Origin of the sequence: Myroides odoratimimus (assembly GCF_030326305.1) — a bacterium.
GTDB classification, from domain to species: Bacteria; Bacteroidota; Bacteroidia; order Flavobacteriales; family Flavobacteriaceae; genus Flavobacterium; species Flavobacterium odoratimimum_A.
Genome location: NZ_JACAKB010000044.1, coordinates 1 through 17,851, shown reverse-complemented (window position 1 = coordinate 17,851; position 17,851 = coordinate 1). Strand labels below are relative to the sequence as shown.

The 17,851-nt window shown below is 32.2% G+C and carries 21 protein-coding genes; 15 read left to right on the top strand and 6 right to left on the bottom strand.

All coding sequences use genetic code 11. The features are described 5' to 3' along the window. From HX049_RS17345 to HX049_RS17335, 3 genes are all read left to right on the top strand, one after another. On the top strand, nucleotides 1-1,439 hold a 1,439-nt coding region (locus tag HX049_RS17345), incomplete at its 5' end, for an AAA family ATPase (RefSeq protein ID WP_286417531.1). A gap of 3 nt (nucleotides 1,440-1,442) precedes the next feature. Then, entirely contained in the window at nucleotides 1,443-1,973 is a 531-nt protein-coding gene (locus tag HX049_RS17340; RefSeq protein ID WP_286417528.1) for an RloB family protein, read from the top strand. 11 nt (nucleotides 1,974-1,984) lie between these two features. Next, complete coding sequence (locus HX049_RS17335) at nucleotides 1,985-2,170, top strand: hypothetical protein (RefSeq protein ID WP_286417527.1); 186 nt, start codon at nucleotides 1,985-1,987, stop codon at nucleotides 2,168-2,170. Between the two features lie 610 nt (nucleotides 2,171-2,780). On the opposite strand, the gene HX049_RS17330 is transcribed toward HX049_RS17335, so the two are convergent. Both HX049_RS17330 and HX049_RS17325 read right to left on the bottom strand, forming a co-directional pair. Further along, nucleotides 2,781-3,068, bottom strand: coding sequence for a hypothetical protein (locus HX049_RS17330; RefSeq protein ID WP_286417525.1), 288 nt, complete (start codon nucleotides 3,066-3,068; stop codon nucleotides 2,781-2,783). Between the two features lie 25 nt (nucleotides 3,069-3,093). Continuing rightward, nucleotides 3,094-4,110 carry a M28 family metallopeptidase gene (locus HX049_RS17325; RefSeq protein WP_286417523.1) on the bottom strand — a complete coding sequence of 339 codons (1,017 nt, stop codon included), beginning with the start codon at nucleotides 4,108-4,110 and terminating at the stop codon, nucleotides 3,094-3,096. A gap of 193 nt (nucleotides 4,111-4,303) precedes the next feature. On the opposite strand from HX049_RS17325, the gene HX049_RS17320 reads away from it, so the two are divergent. The 3 genes from HX049_RS17320 to HX049_RS17310 all read left to right on the top strand — a co-directional run bounded on the left by HX049_RS17320 (nucleotide 4,304) and on the right by HX049_RS17310 (nucleotide 7,134). Continuing rightward, the gene (locus tag HX049_RS17320) at nucleotides 4,304-5,113 is read left to right on the top strand and encodes an SDR family oxidoreductase (RefSeq protein ID WP_286417521.1); all 810 of its coding nucleotides are present in this window, start codon (nucleotides 4,304-4,306) and stop codon (nucleotides 5,111-5,113) included. 146 nt (nucleotides 5,114-5,259) lie between these two features. Next, nucleotides 5,260-5,916 carry a fructose-6-phosphate aldolase gene (fsa, locus tag HX049_RS17315; RefSeq protein ID WP_006258898.1) on the top strand — a complete coding sequence of 219 codons (657 nt, stop codon included), beginning with the start codon at nucleotides 5,260-5,262 and terminating at the stop codon, nucleotides 5,914-5,916. Between the two features lie 639 nt (nucleotides 5,917-6,555). Further along, on the top strand, nucleotides 6,556-7,134 hold the full coding sequence (locus tag HX049_RS17310; RefSeq protein WP_286417519.1) for a DUF6707 family protein: 579 nt from the start codon (nucleotides 6,556-6,558) through the stop codon (nucleotides 7,132-7,134). A gap of 19 nt (nucleotides 7,135-7,153) precedes the next feature. Here HX049_RS17310 and HX049_RS17305 read toward each other — a convergent pair whose 3' ends face one another. Genes HX049_RS17305 through HX049_RS17290 form a run of 4 tightly spaced genes read right to left on the bottom strand, consistent with a single transcriptional unit; the run spans nucleotide 7,154 to nucleotide 9,735 of the window. Further along, complete coding sequence (locus HX049_RS17305; protein WP_286417518.1) at nucleotides 7,154-8,218, bottom strand: ankyrin repeat domain-containing protein; 1,065 nt, start codon at nucleotides 8,216-8,218, stop codon at nucleotides 7,154-7,156. Nucleotides 8,219-8,249: 31 nt separating this feature from the next. Next, nucleotides 8,250-8,645: a hypothetical protein gene (locus HX049_RS17300; RefSeq protein ID WP_286417517.1), complete on the bottom strand. Its 396-nt coding sequence runs from the start codon at nucleotides 8,643-8,645 to the stop codon at nucleotides 8,250-8,252. A gap of 7 nt (nucleotides 8,646-8,652) precedes the next feature. Further along, nucleotides 8,653-9,312, bottom strand: coding sequence for a J domain-containing protein (locus HX049_RS17295; RefSeq protein ID WP_286417516.1), 660 nt, complete (start codon nucleotides 9,310-9,312; stop codon nucleotides 8,653-8,655). Nucleotides 9,313-9,318: 6 nt separating this feature from the next. Next, complete coding sequence (locus HX049_RS17290) at nucleotides 9,319-9,735, bottom strand: hypothetical protein (protein WP_286417515.1); 417 nt, start codon at nucleotides 9,733-9,735, stop codon at nucleotides 9,319-9,321. A 287-nt stretch (nucleotides 9,736-10,022) separates the two neighbouring features. On the opposite strand from HX049_RS17290, the gene HX049_RS17285 reads away from it, so the two are divergent. The 9 genes from HX049_RS17285 (at nucleotide 10,023) to HX049_RS17245 (ending at nucleotide 17,599) form a co-directional block, all read left to right on the top strand. Next, nucleotides 10,023-11,486: a hypothetical protein gene (locus HX049_RS17285; protein WP_286417513.1), complete on the top strand. Its 1,464-nt coding sequence runs from the start codon at nucleotides 10,023-10,025 to the stop codon at nucleotides 11,484-11,486. Between the two features lie 59 nt (nucleotides 11,487-11,545). Further along, a complete protein-coding gene (locus tag HX049_RS17280) occupies nucleotides 11,546-11,755 on the top strand; it encodes a hypothetical protein (protein WP_286417511.1) in 210 nt (69 codons plus the stop codon). 84 nt (nucleotides 11,756-11,839) lie between these two features. Beyond that, nucleotides 11,840-11,971 (top strand): hypothetical protein, encoded by a 132-nt coding sequence (locus HX049_RS17275; protein WP_286417510.1) that lies wholly within the window; start codon nucleotides 11,840-11,842, stop codon nucleotides 11,969-11,971. Nucleotides 11,972-12,130: 159 nt separating this feature from the next. After that, entirely contained in the window at nucleotides 12,131-12,664 is a 534-nt protein-coding gene (locus tag HX049_RS17270; protein ID WP_286417508.1) for a hypothetical protein, read from the top strand. An 18-nt stretch (nucleotides 12,665-12,682) separates the two neighbouring features. Continuing rightward, the gene (locus tag HX049_RS17265) at nucleotides 12,683-13,264 is read left to right on the top strand and encodes a DUF4303 domain-containing protein (protein WP_286417506.1); all 582 of its coding nucleotides are present in this window, start codon (nucleotides 12,683-12,685) and stop codon (nucleotides 13,262-13,264) included. A gap of 28 nt (nucleotides 13,265-13,292) precedes the next feature. Beyond that, nucleotides 13,293-14,054: a hypothetical protein gene (locus HX049_RS17260; RefSeq protein ID WP_286417505.1), complete on the top strand. Its 762-nt coding sequence runs from the start codon at nucleotides 13,293-13,295 to the stop codon at nucleotides 14,052-14,054. A 44-nt stretch (nucleotides 14,055-14,098) separates the two neighbouring features. After that, on the top strand, nucleotides 14,099-14,689 hold the full coding sequence (locus tag HX049_RS17255; protein WP_286417504.1) for a hypothetical protein: 591 nt from the start codon (nucleotides 14,099-14,101) through the stop codon (nucleotides 14,687-14,689). Continuing rightward, nucleotides 14,673-16,967: an ATP-binding protein gene (locus HX049_RS17250; protein ID WP_435793531.1), complete on the top strand. Its 2,295-nt coding sequence runs from the start codon at nucleotides 14,673-14,675 to the stop codon at nucleotides 16,965-16,967. The genes HX049_RS17255 and HX049_RS17250 overlap by 17 nt, the downstream gene beginning before the upstream one ends. A 2-nt stretch (nucleotides 16,968-16,969) precedes the next feature. Then, nucleotides 16,970-17,599: a response regulator transcription factor gene (locus tag HX049_RS17245; protein ID WP_286417501.1), complete on the top strand. Its 630-nt coding sequence runs from the start codon at nucleotides 16,970-16,972 to the stop codon at nucleotides 17,597-17,599. Nucleotides 17,600-17,851: the final 252 nt, after the last annotated feature.

Sequence of the window (17,851 nt, the reverse complement as noted above, 5' to 3'; positions counted from 1 at the left end):
TATATTTAAATTTCAGATACTTAAATATACGGATTTTTACCTTTTTTTATGCATTAATATTAATCGAACTCAGGTTAGTAGAGAACTTTTTATCTTTTAGAGAAGAGACTGAATTTAATATGATAGCGGGAAACTTAAGAACACACACTAATCATGTGTATGATTATCCTGTTAAATTATTGCGTGCAGGAGCTATTTATGGCGCTAATGGAGCAGGAAAATCTAATCTTATAAAGGCAATTAGTTATTTAAAAGACCTTGTTGAGGAAGGAGAAGTTACACAATCTGTCAATTCTAAAAAGTTTAAGTTAGATCAATCGTATCTTTCTAAGCCTGTTTTTTTCGAAATTGAAATCACAGTAGAAAATAAGTTTTACTCGTATGGCGTAAGAATAGATGGAGTAACTATCTTAGAAGAGTATTTGTATGAAACGGGTAATATAAAAGAAGATAAGTTAGTTTTCCATAGACAGAGAACAACAGAAAATAAAACAGCTATACAGTTCGAAAAAAGCTTTGTTAAGACTAAAAAGAATCAGTTGTTAATTCAATTATTAGAAGACAATATACTTTTACTTAATCAGTTACTATTGAGCAAATATGATATTCTTAACCACGATATTGTATCTTCTGTTTGGGATGAAATTGTAGAGAATATAATTGTTATTTATCCTGAAACTAAGTTTGCAGGATTGACAGAGTTATATTCTTATAGACAAAGTTTTAAACACCTAGCCAATAACCTATTAAACAGCTTTAACACTGGAATTGAAAGATTAGAAGAGCAAGAGATTCCTTTTGATCAGTATTTTGGGGAAGATTACAAAAAAAGTAAGGAAAATATTTTAATAACTTTAGAAGAAGAAAATAGTGTAAGCCTTTATGATCCTTCACTTGAAAGCAATGTAGTAATTACAAAAAATGATAATGGAGATGTTGTGGTTAAAAAATTAATAGCGCAACATTTAGATATTAATGGTATTGAAGTTCCTTTTGAATTACAAGAAGAGTCGGATGGAACAAAACGTTTATTCGATTTCATACCAGCTTTAGTTAGTGTATTACTTACAGATGTAACGTATATAATAGATGAAATAGATCAGAGTTTACATCCTGTGTTATTAAAGACTTTGTTAGCGCGATTTTTAGCGGATAATGAAGTAATGGGGCAATTGATTTTTACAACACATGAATCTAATTTATTAGATTTAAATATGCTAAGACAAGATGAGATATGGTTTGTAGAAAAAAGCGAAGAAACAAAGGCATCACAGATATACTCTTTAAATGATTTTAAACCAAGAAGTGATTTAGATATTAAGAAAGGCTACTTACAAGGGCGTTTTGGAGCGATTCCTTTTACAGGTGATTTAGAGAAATTAAGTTGGGACTTGGAGGATGAAGTATATGAGAATATTGCTGATCAAAATTATAACTAAGTTATGGCAGGTGTAGGTGAAAGAAAGAAACGAGGATATAGTAGAGATGTATCCCCAGAGCGATTAAGAGATTATCGTTTATTTGCTATAGGTTGTGAAGGAGGAAAACGTGAACCAGAGTATTTTGAAGTTTTTGAACATTTGTCAAGTAGAGTCAAAGTAGATATTATTGGTAAAAAAGATACAGTAGATGGAGAAGAATTACAACCAGAAACAAAATCATCACCTGAGTGGGTGTTAGAGAGGGTTAAGAATTATATGGCTGAACATAATCTTGACGAAGAAGATCAGATATGGTTTGTTTTGGATATAGATCGTTGGTCTGCTAATAGTTTAAAAACTATTGAACAGATCTGTAGAGATATTCCTAATCTTCATGTTGTTTTTAGTAATCCTTGTTTTGAGGTATGGTTATATCTGCATCAGAAGCAAAATTTCCAAGGAATAGAGGATGTAAGCTGTAGTGATTTAAAAGAAAAAGTTGGTGCGATTTATAGGGGAGGTTACTGCCGTTGTTGTTTATCCAAGATGTAGAACAAGCTTGTGTGAATGCAAAAGCTATTGATAATGGTGATAATAGTAGACCAGACAAGAATCAGACTAAAGTGTATCAGTTAGTTGAAGCTCTGTTAGCTTTTGCTCCAGTAAAGGATAAGAAGAGCTTCTTTGAGAAGAAACTACCTAAATTTATTCAAATTAAAAAAGAAGCTTTACGAAATAAGAGAAAATAAAAATCCCCTTGTTATAGGATAACATTAGGGGATTTTTATTTAACTCAAAATACGCGAGGTATCTATTAAGCGATTACTATGATAAAAGCAAAAAATAATTCATAATATTTATTTTAGTTTTTCTGATAATAATTCAATAATCTAAGACATAGCCATACCTGGAATAATACATATTATCCTCTATAATTATATCCGTTATTTATAGCTTTTGATTAAGCTACTTGTTTCACTACATACATTTTTCTGTTTTGAACGCATGCACATATACGTTATACTAATTTGTTTCTTACATTGTTTAATACAAGCATTTTGTGTTTTCCATCAGCCACTTTTCTCTCATAGTAAATCTTCATCTAAGGATTTAAAAACAACTAATGTTGATTTTGTGTATCAAGCAATGAAAGATTGGAAGATTAAGCAAACTGGCTTTAAGTCAAAAGCAGAGAAGTTTAGCAAGGAAGACATAGAGAAGATGATAGAATTATTACTTAATAGAGGAGTGATAAAATAGATATTAGAAAGCCCACTCATCGAATGGGCTTTGCTATTATTATAATTCTAGATATAGGAGATTTCTTATATCTGGTGAAATTTGCTAAGGAGTACATTTTTACTTCAACACAAAGATCAAAAAGAAGTTAATCACTAAACATTTTAAGGATAAAAAGATAAAGGATTGTATTGAGAACTTTCTATTAATCATGGTTGCTACTACTAAGACAGGTAGGATAAATAAGGCATATAGCATCGGGGTATATGCTTCTTCATAGATCCATTGAAAGGTCTCAGAAGTATTCGTTCCGATAACGTATAAGCCACGCATGATCCATAGAATCAGATTAATGGTACACAATAGAAATAAACTTATATCTATAGTTTTGATCCAAATCATTTTCATATCTAAAAGAGATTTAGCGTTATATTTAGTCTAAACTAGGTTTGTGCTCTGCATTTAGAATAGTCCATGCTGTAGCAAAAGCTAATTGTGTGCGTTTTTTCATTAATTCAAACTCTATTTTGTCATAGGTATCAGTCGGTTGATGATAGTCAGCATGTGTTCCATTAAAGTAGAACATAGCAGGGATATTGTGCTTTGCGAAACTGTAATGGTCAGAACGATAGTAAATTTGTTCAGGATGATTGACATCGTTATAAGTATAATCAAGATCGATATTGACTGAGTTTGCATTTGATTGCTCAGACATTTGATGTAATTCTTTACTCAATCTATCAGCGCCTACTACATAAATATAGTCTCCATCTTTCTTATACTTATCACTTGTACGCCCAATCATATCGATATTAATATTCGCTACGATATTTTCTAATGGTATAATAGGGTTTTGTACATAGTACTCAGACCCAAATAGTCCAAATTCTTCTCCTGTTACATGTAAGAATAGAATAGATCTTTTAGGTTTTATTCCTTTGCTTTCAAGGTCTTTAAATACACGAGCTAATTCCATTACAGCTACTGTACCTGAGCCATTGTCATCAGCACCATAGTAGATTTTGTCAAGTAATATTCCCATATGGTCAAAGTGAGCTGAGATGACTAGTACTTCTTCAGGTTTTTCACTTCCTTCTATAAAAGCCATAATATTTTCGCTATCCTTTAATCTCATCATGCTATTTCTCATAAAAGCACTAGGAACAGGCTGTAGGTAGCCTTCAGCTTGTTTAGGATACGCTATATTTCTCTTTTTATAGAAGTTGGTAATATATTCAGTTGCTTTTTTTTGTCCAGGTTCTCCTGTTCTTCTTCCTTCAAATTCTTCTGAGGCTAATACTTTTAGGTTTACAGCCATAGAGTCAGCAGATATTTCTTGCCAATAAGTAGAAGTAACTGTTTGGTTATTTGAAATAGAACTAGTTGTTTTACAGCTAGTCATTGACATACTAAGTGCTAATAGGCTAGCAGCTAATATAATTTTATTCATGAGTGAGTCTTAATGTGTTTGGGGTAAAGATAAGAAGAATTACTATGTTTTGCTTGGTTGACAGTTTATGGTTTACAGTTTACAGTGAACGGTAGGTGTAGAGGCTCTAGGGGAATAGAAAAAGAAAACAACAAAGCGACAGTAAGTATTCTTCATTGAATATTTTTATCTTTGTTCTAAATCAAGAAATACAATGAGTAAAATCGTTTTTATTACAGGAGGATCTTCTGGTATAGGTAGGAGTGTAGGAGAATATTTGACACAGCATGGGTGTAAAGTATATGGAACAAGTAGAAATCCTGAGAGAGTAGTAGATTCAAAAATTCCTTTAGTACGCTTAGATGTACGTGATACGGCTAGTATTCAATCTGCTATAGAAGAAGTCATTGCGATAGAAGGAAAAATAGATGTGTTAATCAATAATGCTGGTGTAGGAATCACGGGACCAATAGAAGAAATTCCTGCTGATCAAATCTTAAATAACTTCCAAACAAATGTATTTGGACCGATTGAAGTTATGAAAGCTGTATTGCCTCATATGCGTGCTAGAAAAGAAGGTTTAATCATTAATGTTACTTCGATAGCAGGATATATGGGATTGCCATTTAGAGGGATCTATTCTTCTTCTAAAGGTGCTCTTGAGTTAATTACAGAAGCTATGCGAATGGAGTTAAAGCCATTTAATGTAGAAGTGACTAATGTAGCACCAGGTGATTTTGCAACTAATATTGCGGCAGGGCGCTATCATGCTCCTGTATTAGACAATTCGGTTTATAAAGAAGTTTACCAAATGTCATTAGATATGATGGATGAGCATGTGGACAGTGGTGGAGATCCAATAGAGATGGCTAAAGCTATTCATAAAGTGATCAATACACCTAAGCCAAAAGTGAGGTATAAAGTAGGGGAGCCTTTGCAAAAGTTCTCATTAATCCTTAAAAAAATATTACCAGGGAAGGTGTATGAGAAGATGCTGATGAATCACTACAAGATTAAAGGCTAATAAAGGGAAATCATTACTATTTGGGACTCAGTGAATAGGGATTAGAGGTGTAAGTATTGTTGTAAAAACTCTCTAAGAATCGCTTTAGTGATGAATATATATCGTACTTTTGGGTTACAACATAACATAATATAATAATATAGATTATGAAGTTTTTTATTGACACAGCTAATTTGGATCAAATTAGAGAAGCTGAGGCACTGGGGGTATTAGATGGTGTTACCACTAACCCTTCCTTAATGGCTAAAGAAGGAATCACAGGAGCTGAAAACATTTTAAATCACTACAAAGCTATCTGTGAGATAGTAGAAGGTGATGTAAGTGCAGAGGTTATTTCTGTAGATTACGAAGGGATGATTAAAGAAGGTGAGCAACTAGCTGCACTTAATCCTCAGATCGTAGTAAAATTACCAATGACTAAAGAAGGAGTAAAAGCATGTAAATACTTTTCTTCTAAAGGAATCAAAACTAATGTAACATTAGTATTCTCTGCAGGGCAAGCTTTATTAGCGGCTAAAGCTGGTGCTACTTATGTTTCTCCATTCATTGGAAGATTAGATGATATCTCTACTGACGGTCTAACATTAATCGAAGATATCCGTCTTATCTATGATAACTACGGATTTGAAACACAAATCTTAGCTGCGTCTGTACGCCATACTATGCACATCGTGAACTGTGCTAAGTTAGGTGCGGATGTAATGACAGGACCTTTAAGTGCTATCACAGGTCTTTTAAAACATCCATTAACTGATAATGGATTAGCTCAGTTCTTAGCTGACTATGCTAAAGGAAATAAATAAGAAGAAAATTCTTATACACATATTACAAACTACAAACAAAGAAAAAGGTTACCCTACGGTAGCCTTTTTTGATTCAATCAAGTAAGTCTTCTAATTATGACCAATTAAATTTTTGGAAGACTTGATTTTGTTTTCGATCTATATAGAGGCTTATTTCATCCTCACCAATTTCGCTGTATTTATCACCTGTCCAATCAAATCTTATAGAATTATAATTAAACAAATTGTCTTTGTAGTCTAGTTCAGGATTACCATTACCTCAAATAGTAATAAAATGGACTTTACCTTCGCCTTTATTCATGGTGTTAAGATCAAGTGTCAATAAAGGAAAGAATACTGTTTTATAAAAATCCATTGGTGCGTCAAAGACTTCTTCTATTGTTGGGTATAAATGCATAGTAATATTTTTAATGTTTTAGAATTAGTGAATTATCTTAAAAGAATATTATAAGTTCAATCGGTTAAGAGGAATTCTTATTTAGAAGGTAATACTAAAGTACAAAACTTTGCTACTCGTATCTAGTAAATATAAAACAATAGTTAGGATATAGGAATTAAAAAACATTCCCACTTATAGGGATTGTGTATTCTTATTAATCTCTTTAATATTGTTATTTAATGGTGTAAAACAGAAAACTTATGGATTTAGATCAAATGTACGAAGCCTATGGCAACATCAGGCAGATAAAAACATGTATTAATAGAGCAAGAAAAGGAGTTAATTTTAACTCTACAGTATCTCTATCTAACTTATCTGATTTAGCCTATTGGTTATATATTGTACCAAATGATTTGAAAATGTCATTAAGTGTATGTGATCAAATAAAAGAGATTGCCTTTGCTCATAATTTTAATAAATGGGTGTGGATAGAGAACCTAAGTCAATTAGGGGCTTTTATCAATGAGCAATTAGATAATAAAGAAGAAAGAGAGTTCTATGTTCAAAAGGTGAAGTCTCCTTTATTGGCTATAGATGAAGACAGGGTAGAGGGGTACTTACGTACTAAACAAAGAGTGGTTAATGGCTCTCTTTTATACCATAAAGAAATAAGTAGAGCAGTCAAAGATAAAGACATAAAAGGAGAGATAGAATGGCGAAAGGGACAAGTCGAGAAGCTTATTAATATCTATATTACTGGAGGATCAGAAGTTTTTACTAATGAAGAACTGCTAAAAGAAATCACTTTAAACATAGATGAAATAAGAAGAAAGCTATGATTCTCAAAATAAGAATAATCTAACCAAAATACTTATCTAATTGAGGCACTGGACTTGTAATAAACTCTTCGAAAGTACATATATCTATAAGTTCTTGGTGTTCTAAATCGTAGCAAGCTATTTTCTTAGTCTTTGGATTCCAAACGATATTTACATCTGTATAGTCACCAGTTTGTTTAGAAAGACGAAGTAGTTTCTGCCTTCCAAACTTGAATGGAACTGTCTCTAGTAAGGTAAAGAACTCAATATACTCAAAGTCTGAATCTGGTAAGTCAATGCGTAAATTATCTCCTTGTAAGAACTCCAAAAGTACTTTAGGTAATTTAAAAGGCTTAAGTTCAAGGAGTTTATTGCTTAGATTATGAAAATCTGTAGGTTCTATAGACTTAAAGTACTCCGCCATTTCATGATCTCCTTTCTCTAAAGCAATACTGTATGGACGCATACCGTCTTTCTCAGCGAGCGTTACATCTGCACTGTGTTTGATAAGATATTTACACATCTGTAGGTCTACATATCTTGCAGCTACACATAGTGGAGTAGGCTTAAAGGGATACACCATATCCGATTTATTATAATTGATGTCAACATTGTGAGAAATAAAGAAATCTAAAACTTTATAGTTGCGATCGCTAACTGCTTGACGAAATGCTAAACCACCGTACTTCTCTACGTTATGTCCTAAGTGGTGAATAATAGGTAAATTGTCATAAGATTTGCCATATAGCGCTTGTTCAAAAGCTTCGGATTTAAGGTGATTTATTTCGTTTATCTTAGCACCATGAGCTACGAGATAACTAATAATATCCGCCTTGCAATAACGTACAGCGTTTAAAAAACTAGGACTACCTTTTACATTTAGATTCACTCCTTTACTAATAAGCCATTTGACAGCATCAAAGTTCTCCATGATCAAAGCTAAATCTAAAGGAGACTCATCAATATACTTGCTTAATGAAATCTGCTTCTCAATATCCCAACCTTCAGTATAATACTGATCTAAGAAGGGAATATCTCCTGTTATAATTGCATTGACAATAGGCGGAACTGTTTTAAATGTTCCAATATCCTTTAAGCTTACCATGACTTATGGTGTTTTAAGTATGAATAATATTTTAATAACCTGATATTTGTTTATCAATTAGATAAGTTTGGTATGAGTTATTGAAAAAACGAAATATACCATATAAATAAGAACCAATAATTAGTGATAAGGCTATTTTTAAAAATAAATAAATAACCCAGCCTATAAGAGGTAAAAATAAAAAGAATTTACCAGTAAAATTATGTAGTACTTTCCAACCAGCTACAAACGAAAAGCCAATATAAAAAGCCATAGCATAAAGTGATAATAGATTGCTCCATGTAAAAGAGTCTTTTGAAGGGTAGGATGGTCTTGTTATCATAAAATATGCTAATAGAACACCAATTATTCCAGCGATTAACATATCTCTATTATCCTTTTTTAGACTTTCTTTTTTATCTAAAAGATTATAATAATTTGCATTCATAGTCTTTTTATTTACTTATTTTGCGTTTTAAGACATAGCCAGTTTGTATATTATCTCCATTCAGAACCTGAACCTTAAAAAAATACTTAGTAGCGCCAATACTATCTAAAGGTTGTCCTTCTGCTAATTCACTTATAGGATGCGTTTGACTATCAGGAGAAGGATATAAGCTAGTTTTAGAAGTTGTTTTCCTTTTTATAGTTAAGATATCTTTCGGTTTAGCTGTTACTTTTTCTATTCCGTAAGGGTTGAAGACAATAGCAATTAGTAAGGCAATACCTGCTAGTTTTAAGATATTACTTAATGATAAAGCTCTTTTTGTTTTTCTTTTTTTTAAATAGTCTAATTGCTCTTCTGAGTAGCCTATAAAATCAAATAGTTGATGACGTTTCTCAATCCATTTCTCAACATTTGAATTTATAATTACTTTTTTATGTTTATTGTTTTCTTTAGTAGAGTCTGTTGTATAGTTGTTATCTAGATCATTGGCAGAGAGAAGATTTTCATATGCTTGATTAATTTTTCTGAACATATTAGTAAAAAACTCATTACCACCAGTTCTATCAGGATGATATTGTTTTGCTAATTTTCTATAAGCTAGCTTAATTTCATCAAGAGAAGCATTTTCTTCAAGGCCTAATATAGTATATGATTCTTTTTTATTCATTTGCTTTTAATTTATTTGTTGCCAAGTAGTGATCTGATCATCCCATATATTGATAAGTAGCTTATATCCTTGTTTTAAATCATATTTCCAAACTTGCCCTTGCGACCCATTAAAAACGATATCTTTCGGTGTCCCTAAAGCAACTTTAAGTAGTACTAAAGGCATATCTTTATAAATATGTCCGTTGAATGCACTTTCAACCCAATCAACAGAATAGTATTTAGTCAATTCATCTTTTAGTAATTGATTAATGCTTAAGTAATTCTGTTTTGCTTTGAGTATTTTATTTTCAAAAGATTCTATTTTCTTAGTACTATTTCTTTTTTGTTTAGTATCTAAAAAGTATAAATAGATGAAATAAATTAAGACTATTAATAGTCCTATATAGAAAAGAGGTTCTTCAGGTTTTACTGCTTTCTCCATGATATATTTGCTAATAATATTTACAAAAATACATTAATTTATCAAAAAGACTATTTTTGTTTAGCTATATGCAGTAATTCAAAGCCTAAATTAGTTTAAATATTTACATTTTTATTAAGCTTTTTTTACTATATCTACTGACTATATGTATCTTAGTTTAATAAAAAAGGTGTTTTTATTTAAAAAAAATAGAGCTAATAAATATTAAAAACATCCCCACTAATAGGGATTGACTCCTTTTGCTTATCTCTTTAATATTGTTACTTATCCAATACAAAATGAAAAGTATGAAAGTAGCTGTATTAAGTACCCTTTTGATATTGATATCTATCATAACTTATACTCAATTGAGAAAAGACAAATCCTTTTTAAATATGTCTCAAGTAGAACCTACTCAACTTATTCCGTTTTTAACTAAACAGAGTGACTTTATCTATGTTAATAGGAATAATTTAAAGCCTTTTAACGGGATAAAGTATAAAAGCGCATCTACTTATACTTCGACAGGTTATGCGATGGTTATAAATAATAAGGGAGCTTCTGTTGTTATAGATACCACTGGAAAAGAAGTACTTGAAGTAGGAGAGAGTGAAATAGAGATAGAATTGGTGAATGGACTGACATTCTATAAGAAACAGAGGGAATACGAGAGAAAGATGCCTATCTGGAATTGGGAGTGGAATATCTTAGGTGGAGCTATTAAAAAAGAACAAACCTATCATAGTATAGAGATTGGGGTGATTGAAACCAAACAGGTCTTACTGCAAAAAGAAGTCCCTTATTTAGAAGATAGTTACACTCTAAATCCTGAAGCAGTAGATGGTGAGCATATTTATTGGAATGAGACACTTTATGTAATTAAGAATCAATATCTAAAGAAAAAGGAGTCTGATATCATCACAACCTTAGCTGATAAGCGATTTATAAAAGGTTGTAATGGCACTTTTTCTATTTATAATATACAGCAGAAGAAAGCAATAAATCAGGGCTTAGAAGGTGTTAATACACTTACTATAAAGTACGGTAATGAAGACCTTATACTTGATCAGTTGATGCAAGAACGATTTGAACCAATTGTTCCTAAGTTATTAAAAGATAGAAATACTGGAAGTGTCTACTCGTATCCGCAATATGATAAAGCCTTTCCAAAAGAAATTAAACAGGCTACAACAGAACAAATTGTTTTTATAAAGAATGCCACCCTTGTGTATTCTATTCACAATTCTCCTTATTTTTTAATAGGTGTTTTTAATTATGATGACGATATTTGGGCTTATGATTGGCTGTATTTAGATATAAATGGGCAAATACTAGAACAGCTTGATTTGGATAGTTTTAAGGTATCAGATCAAATCGGTAGGCTTGTATGGCCTGCTAAAGAAATGGTTATACCTCATCAGAAGGTCGCTTCAGTAAAGTACTATACCAGTAGTGATGAACTATATGTTGTCAATATAGAAGGCAAAGGAGGTGATAGCATGTATGGGGTATGGGATAAAAACGCTCAACTATGGAGTATAGAGCCTGAGTACACTTCTATACTTGCTTTGGATATTGCTAAAGGTATCTATGCCTTGCAGAAAGAGAAGGATGAGAATTATACACTTTACAATCAGATAAAGAAGAAAAATATAGGTGTGAAGGCTTATAAATACATCTATTCAGACGGTTTAGTTCAAGTAAATCTTGAAGATAAAACAGTTAGTTATTATATAGATATTAATACAGGTAGAGCGTATTTAGAAGAATGAAGAGATAGAATTAATGCTTAAATTTGTGATGCAGATTTAGTTAAAAGTAATAACAAGTTATGGATAAAGTTTCAATACGTTTTTTTGATGATCGTGAAGTGCGTGCGATATGGAACGAAGATAACAATAAGTGGTGGTTTTCAGTTCTGGATATAATTGCGGTGCTAACTGATCAAGATGATTACACTAAAACACGTAATTATTGGAAGTATCTTAAAGCTAAATTAAAGAAAGAGAATAGTGAAGTGGTTAGTATTCTACCCAGTTGAAATTGATAGCGCCAGATGGTAAAAAAAGAATTAAAAAGATGTGTAGATTGGAGTAAAATAGCCAAGAGCGACTATCATTTAACGATGATACAAAGTGTAAGAGATTGCCAAATGTTGAAAGGCTTATTAAAAGAAGCTTTGACAGAAGAAATATATAGTAGAGAAATGTTTATGAAAGGAATAGATTACTCTTATTATTATGAAGAAAATGAGTAGTTTATAAAACAGATTGACCGCTATTTAAGGTATATATAAGACCTCTTTATCATAAATAAAGAGGTCTTGTTACTTAATACGCATAGTAGTAAAATAAGAAAACCACTATTATCAGTGAGATTATTATAGGGTAAGAAGTATTACTTTTAACCAGTGAATATGTTTAAAAATGCAGTAATGAAATACCTTATGATTTTAGCATCTATATTTAGCTTATTTGGTTGTCAGACTAAGGCTCAAACATTACAAGTCTCAACGATATATACTGCACCTAAACAAGAGACAAGAGAAGTGCCTGAAACAGGTAAACAACATACTTATACCACTTATCAGGAGGTTACAGAGAGATTTGCACCAGCTGTTTCTTTAGTCTCTAAAGAGGATAAAGTGTTGCGATTTAGGATACAAGGGAATATTAGTTCTAGAGGATTACAGATTCGCAAAGTTTCTAAGATACGCTTTGAACAAGGAGAGCAGTTTGGCAATGGTATAACACTTAAGTACTATGTAAATATTAAGCATATAGCTGGTAAAGAAGGAGCTTCTATAGCAGGGTATAACTACAGTCAGGAAAAGGAGTATAGGATACCTACTCATGCGAAAGTAGTCCGTGTAGAAGTATATGAAGAACATCCAAATAAAGAACCTAAATTAATAGCAGAGAAAAAGTTTGACTTCTTTTCTAAAATATAAGCTTAAAAATAACAAGAAATGAATATAGATTTTAATGCATTAGCAGTTGAGATAGAAGCAGCTACCCGTAAAGCTTTTCAAGAAATGGTAGCAGCCCATGGGAGTGAAGGTATCTACAGTTTTGCACTATATAGTGATGAAGGAGCCATGACCGTTTGTCCTTCTACGAATACACAAGTGTACTTAGAGACTAAACCGAAACAAGATTATGTGTACTATAAGTATGAACCTGCTGAGTGGTGTTATGAAGGGGATGGAGCTGATGAAGACTTCTCTGCTATCTGTAATACACTTTACAATGCTCTTGAAGGAGACTTCTGGACAGAAGATGGAGAGTTTAAAGAAGAAGAATATGAAGAAATAAGTGATGAAGAGTTTGAAGTATTTCAACAGACGTTGTATCAGGCTTGTATTGCTATTTTGGTCAAATTAAAACAAGAAGACTTCTTTAAGCAGATAGCTGGAAAAGACATCTTTCTGATGTTTTCTGTAACAGATTATGAGTATGATTGTCAAGCATTAGAGGAGATGATCATTACTTTAAATGACAATCCTTATCAACAAGAATATTTGGAATGGATGAAAACTTGGCGCAAATAGAATGATGAGTAAATAAAAGAGTATATAAATGAACTCCTTAATAAAGCTATTCCCTGAATACGAAGATGTATTCTATGATGATATTGAGAACCATAAGAAGTATTTCTTACCGATCTGTTCTTTTAACTTAAAATTAATTGACCCTACTAATGATACCTGGTTACACATCGTGTCTGTCAAGGAGATTTATGACAGTTGTGTAGGAGTAGATACAACAGATTATCACACTACGTTTACTAAAGCAGATATGTTTGGCTTTGATATCATAGATAGGAAATATAAATTTGATGCTGATTGGAACTACTTTTCAGTAGATACTGTAATAACAGAAGAAGATTATACCAAAGACTACTCAGAATTAGAGATAGAGTACAATAAGAATGAGACCGTGTATCAACTCCGAAAAGCATATTATCAAAAGTATGGTAAGTTATGTGATAAGGACTATGACCGACCAGGCTTACACGTAGAAGATATCCGTAGTTTAGAAAGGTTGCGCCAACTTACAGTAGAAGATATGGATAATGGGCAACATTCAGACTATTTGATGGAGCGTTTAAAACAGAAGATACATGGTATATTCGAAGAGCTAAATATAGAAGGACTCCCTTTAGAAGCTTGTAAATACGGTGGAGAAAACATAATAGAAAAACCTTATCACAATGGAGAAGTATTGCCTCATATCGCTACGATAGAAGGATATGACTTTCAACAGAGTGCCGCCGATATGTTATTCTTATTCTATAACCAAACTATAAATAAAGCCGTGATTTGCTTAGAATATACCTAATAGGGAAACTAAGGCAATCAGATGTAGTGCTAAAGTAATAATAAATGAACTTAGAACAATTAAAAGAGAAAGCGAAGACTTTGATTAGAGAATCATACCTTTTTGTAAAAGCAATAGCAGGTGATGAGCAAGTCGCTTATGTAAATGAAGAAGAAAGTATCAGCTTTATAATCAAATACCTAAATAAATGGATGGCTTTAATTGAGAAGGATGAAAAATTCTCGTTTGAACCCATGGATATCCAATCAATAGATTTAAAGAAATACACAGCTCTAACGACTAAAACTCAACAAGTATACCCAAACTTCGAGCATTTGATGCATTTTGGTGATGTTGAAGTTCAACAGTGGGTTAAAGATAATGACTGTGATAGTGATGATCTATCTGACTTACAATCCATCTATAATGATGATTATATAGATTTATGGATGCAGAGCCATCCGATGTATCATAATGAGGGAATATATGGATATGCAGGAGGTTGGGCTATGATTTGGCCAGAAGAAGATACTCCGATGCAATGGGATGAAAGCTTAGAGTTTAAATATCAAATAGGGCTACAATATGAGCCTTTTATAGATATTTATTTCAATAAGAAACAGAATAAATATATTTGTATTGAGCGTAATACCTAATATCTTGTATTTTTTGAAGAAATCTTTATATACCTTATCGCATTTAAAGTTGAGCATGAAGAGAGTTTCTCTTTTGACACTTATGTTATTGGCTACTGCCATAGAGCCTTTGCTTGCTCAATCTTTAGAAAGTTGGGAACAAAAGTATAAAGCAGAAGTAATTACTGGTACAGTTCATAATACTGTGGTAGTGTCTTATATATCTGCTCTTTATGCGAATAAACAATATGATAAAGCAGAGCAGGTATTCACCAAAAATCTAAATACAGCCTTAAAAAAAGGAGATTATAATAGTGTAAGTATATTATATTGTATAGAGGCTGTAAATAGGCGTATTAGAGAGAATAATTCAGGTGCAGTAAAAAGCCTTGAATTAGCCAAACAGTATAGCCTAAAGCTAAACGATACCGAGACTAAGGGCTATGTTGCTTATTGTGAGGGATGGTTATACAGTAGAGATGGCAAGCAAGATAAGGCTGTACACAGTATTATATCAGCTATTAAGCTTTATGAAGCAGCCAGTAGTTCGCCAACATTAAATAAGAGAAAAGCATTCGCTAATAGTGAGTTAGGTGTTATTTATGGTCAGTTAGGAGAGAAGGAGTTACATGAGAAATATACTAAAACAGCACTCAAATATGCCTTATCACAGTCAGATCCTCAAGTAAAGTTTACGACCTTTATGCAAATGGGGAATCTGTATAATCGTTTATATGAGAGTCATTCTTCAGATATTAATTATAGAGATTTAGCAGAGCGATATTTCTTGCAATCGATAGACATCTTTAATCAGAATAAGGACGTGATGTATAACTTATCCGATTTATCTTTTGCCAATAATAATTTAGCGAGTTTATATTTATATTCTTTCCCTGATAACTATCGTGCGAAAGCCTTAGAGTACGCTAAAAAAGCTAATCAGATCGCTCTGAAAATAGACCAAGCAGATCATATAGCTTCCTCGTATGGTATTATTTCTACTATCCATTTGACTAATGGAGATAGTGATGCGGCTATATTATACTTATTAGAAGCGCAACAGGCTATCCAAAAGTCAAGTATTGTTGATCACAATATAGAATTGAATATTTACGAATCCTTAGTAGAGATTTATGTAGAACAAGGGAATTATAAAGAAGCTTTTTACTATCAACAAGAGTATTTGGAATTATTCAAAAAGCTTTATAACCAAGATAAACTACAAATTGTAAAGAAATTAGAAGCTGAGTTTGATAAAGAACGACAACAACAGAAGCTGATCAAACTTCAGTTTCAATCGGATCAAAATACACAAAAGATTCAACTGATGAGTGCTTTAGCTCAGCAAAGAGAACAACTGTTGAGTAATCTAAAATTGACAGAAGAGAATCAACGTAGCAGATTAAAGTTCTCCGAGCTTGAAGCACAGAAGAATGCACAGCAATTACGTCTATCACAGTTAGAAACAGAACAGAAGAATAAGGACTTATTGACTTATAAGAGTATTGTGGCTTATAAGGATAAACTCAATACCTTCTACGTTGCTTCTATGATATTTTTTATCTTAGTCGTGTTCCTATTGTTATATGCCTATAGACAACGTTTAAAGACAATGAAACAGAGAGATACGCTACATAACTTAGCCATAGAACAAGAAAAGCAAAACTCAAAAATATCTACTTTAACAGCTCTGTTAGAAGGACAAGAACAGGAGAGAGGGCGTTTGGCTCGTGATTTACACGATGGTTTAGGTGGTCTGTTATCAGGTACCAAATTACATCTTACGCAGTTAAATGATAAAGTAGAAGGTCAGGCTAAACAAGGGTTAGATAAATCCATTAATCAGATAGATGCTGCAGTCACAGAACTTCGTAAAGTAGCACATAATTTAATGCCTGATTTATTGGTTAACTATGGTTTAAAAGAAGCTTTAGACGAATTTGGAATTCGTATGTCTAATGATTCTTTAGATATTCATATCGAATTTTTGAGCTATACGAATTCTCTATCTCAAGATCAAGAATTGTTAGTATATCGCATTATACAAGAGTTAGTAAACAACGCTATAAAGCACGCTGCTGCCTCTCAGATTATTATTCAGTTGGTAGAAGAAGAACACGAGATTATTGTCACAGTAGAAGATGATGGAAGAGGTTTTGATATTAATAAATTAGACTTAAAGAAGTCAGCAGGCTTCCACAATATACAATCGCGTATACAGTTTATGAAAGGGACATTAGTTGTGCATTCAGAAGAAAATATAGGAACAAGTGTGGAATTTAAATTTCCTAAAAAGTAATTATGATAAAAGTAGCCATTACAGACGATCATCCTTTGTTATTAGAAGGATTAAAAAATATATTAGGATATCAATCAGAAATAGAAGTAGTCGCTTGTTTTTCGGATAAAGAAAGCATGATGCAAGGGCTCTTAACTATAGACACGGATATTATACTATTAGATATCAATTTAGCAGATATCAATACCTTAGAATTAATTAAACCACTTAGACAGAAATTTCCACAGTTAGAGATTATCATGTTGAGTGTACACAATGAATATGCGGTTATCAATAGTAGCTTAGCAGAAGGAGCGAAGGGATATATTCAGAAGAATGCTTCGGTAGAAGAGATTATCTCAGGAATTAAAACTGTATTTACAGGAGAAAAATACCTTTGTTCACAGTCTAAAATAGTCTTGGACAAAAAAGAGGAAGTAGGCTTAAAGCAAATCCCAAAATTGACTCGTCGTGAGAAAGAAATCTTAATAGAAGCCGCGTCAGGTTTAACCACAAATCAGATAGCAGAGAAGTTGTTTATCAGCCATCATACAGTAGAGAGTCACCGCAAAAACTTAATCGAGAAGTTCCAAACTTCTAATCTAAGTACTGCTATTAAAATGGCAATAGAGTATAACCTGATACAGAAATAGTGAAATATATTCTAATCGATGTATGATTAATACAATTCTGCTTAGTAGTTAAGCTTTTTTTGTTTAGTTAAATTTATTCTATTGCACTTATTATTTTAAATACCTATTTATAATTGAATCGTTTGTGGTTCTTTTATATGTATTGATAGGATATGCTTGCACCTTTCTTCGACAAATTGTATTAATTGTGTATTAGCAGATAGAGAGTTTGTTGGAGAGGATTGGATTAGTTATCTAAATGATAAGCAAATT

Bases quoted from the DNA above. Each gene is read 5' to 3' on its own strand.
- HX049_RS17340 (WP_286417528.1), top strand. From the start codon at position 1,443: ATGGCAGGTGTAGGTGAAAGAAAGAAACGAGGATATAGTAGAGATGTA.
- HX049_RS17330 (WP_286417525.1), bottom strand. From the start codon at position 3,068: ATGAAAATGATTTGGATCAAAACTATAGATATAAGTTTATTTCTATTG.
- HX049_RS17325 (WP_286417523.1), bottom strand. From the start codon at position 4,110: ATGAATAAAATTATATTAGCTGCTAGCCTATTAGCACTTAGTATGTCA.
- HX049_RS17320 (WP_286417521.1), top strand. From the start codon at position 4,304: ATGAGTAAAATCGTTTTTATTACAGGAGGATCTTCTGGTATAGGTAGG.
- fsa (WP_006258898.1), top strand. From the start codon at position 5,260: ATGAAGTTTTTTATTGACACAGCTAATTTGGATCAAATTAGAGAAGCT.
- HX049_RS17310 (WP_286417519.1), top strand. From the start codon at position 6,556: ATGGATTTAGATCAAATGTACGAAGCCTATGGCAACATCAGGCAGATA.
- HX049_RS17305 (WP_286417518.1), bottom strand. From the start codon at position 8,218: ATGGTAAGCTTAAAGGATATTGGAACATTTAAAACAGTTCCGCCTATT.
- HX049_RS17300 (WP_286417517.1), bottom strand. From the start codon at position 8,645: ATGAATGCAAATTATTATAATCTTTTAGATAAAAAAGAAAGTCTAAAA.
- HX049_RS17295 (WP_286417516.1), bottom strand. From the start codon at position 9,312: ATGAATAAAAAAGAATCATATACTATATTAGGCCTTGAAGAAAATGCT.
- HX049_RS17290 (WP_286417515.1), bottom strand. From the start codon at position 9,735: ATGGAGAAAGCAGTAAAACCTGAAGAACCTCTTTTCTATATAGGACTA.
- HX049_RS17285 (WP_286417513.1), top strand. From the start codon at position 10,023: ATGAAAGTAGCTGTATTAAGTACCCTTTTGATATTGATATCTATCATA.
- HX049_RS17280 (WP_286417511.1), top strand. From the start codon at position 11,546: ATGGATAAAGTTTCAATACGTTTTTTTGATGATCGTGAAGTGCGTGCG.
- HX049_RS17275 (WP_286417510.1), top strand. From the start codon at position 11,840: ATGATACAAAGTGTAAGAGATTGCCAAATGTTGAAAGGCTTATTAAAA.
- HX049_RS17270 (WP_286417508.1), top strand. From the start codon at position 12,131: ATGTTTAAAAATGCAGTAATGAAATACCTTATGATTTTAGCATCTATA.
- HX049_RS17265 (WP_286417506.1), top strand. From the start codon at position 12,683: ATGAATATAGATTTTAATGCATTAGCAGTTGAGATAGAAGCAGCTACC.
- HX049_RS17260 (WP_286417505.1), top strand. From the start codon at position 13,293: ATGAACTCCTTAATAAAGCTATTCCCTGAATACGAAGATGTATTCTAT.
- HX049_RS17255 (WP_286417504.1), top strand. From the start codon at position 14,099: ATGAACTTAGAACAATTAAAAGAGAAAGCGAAGACTTTGATTAGAGAA.
- HX049_RS17245 (WP_286417501.1), top strand. From the start codon at position 16,970: ATGATAAAAGTAGCCATTACAGACGATCATCCTTTGTTATTAGAAGGA.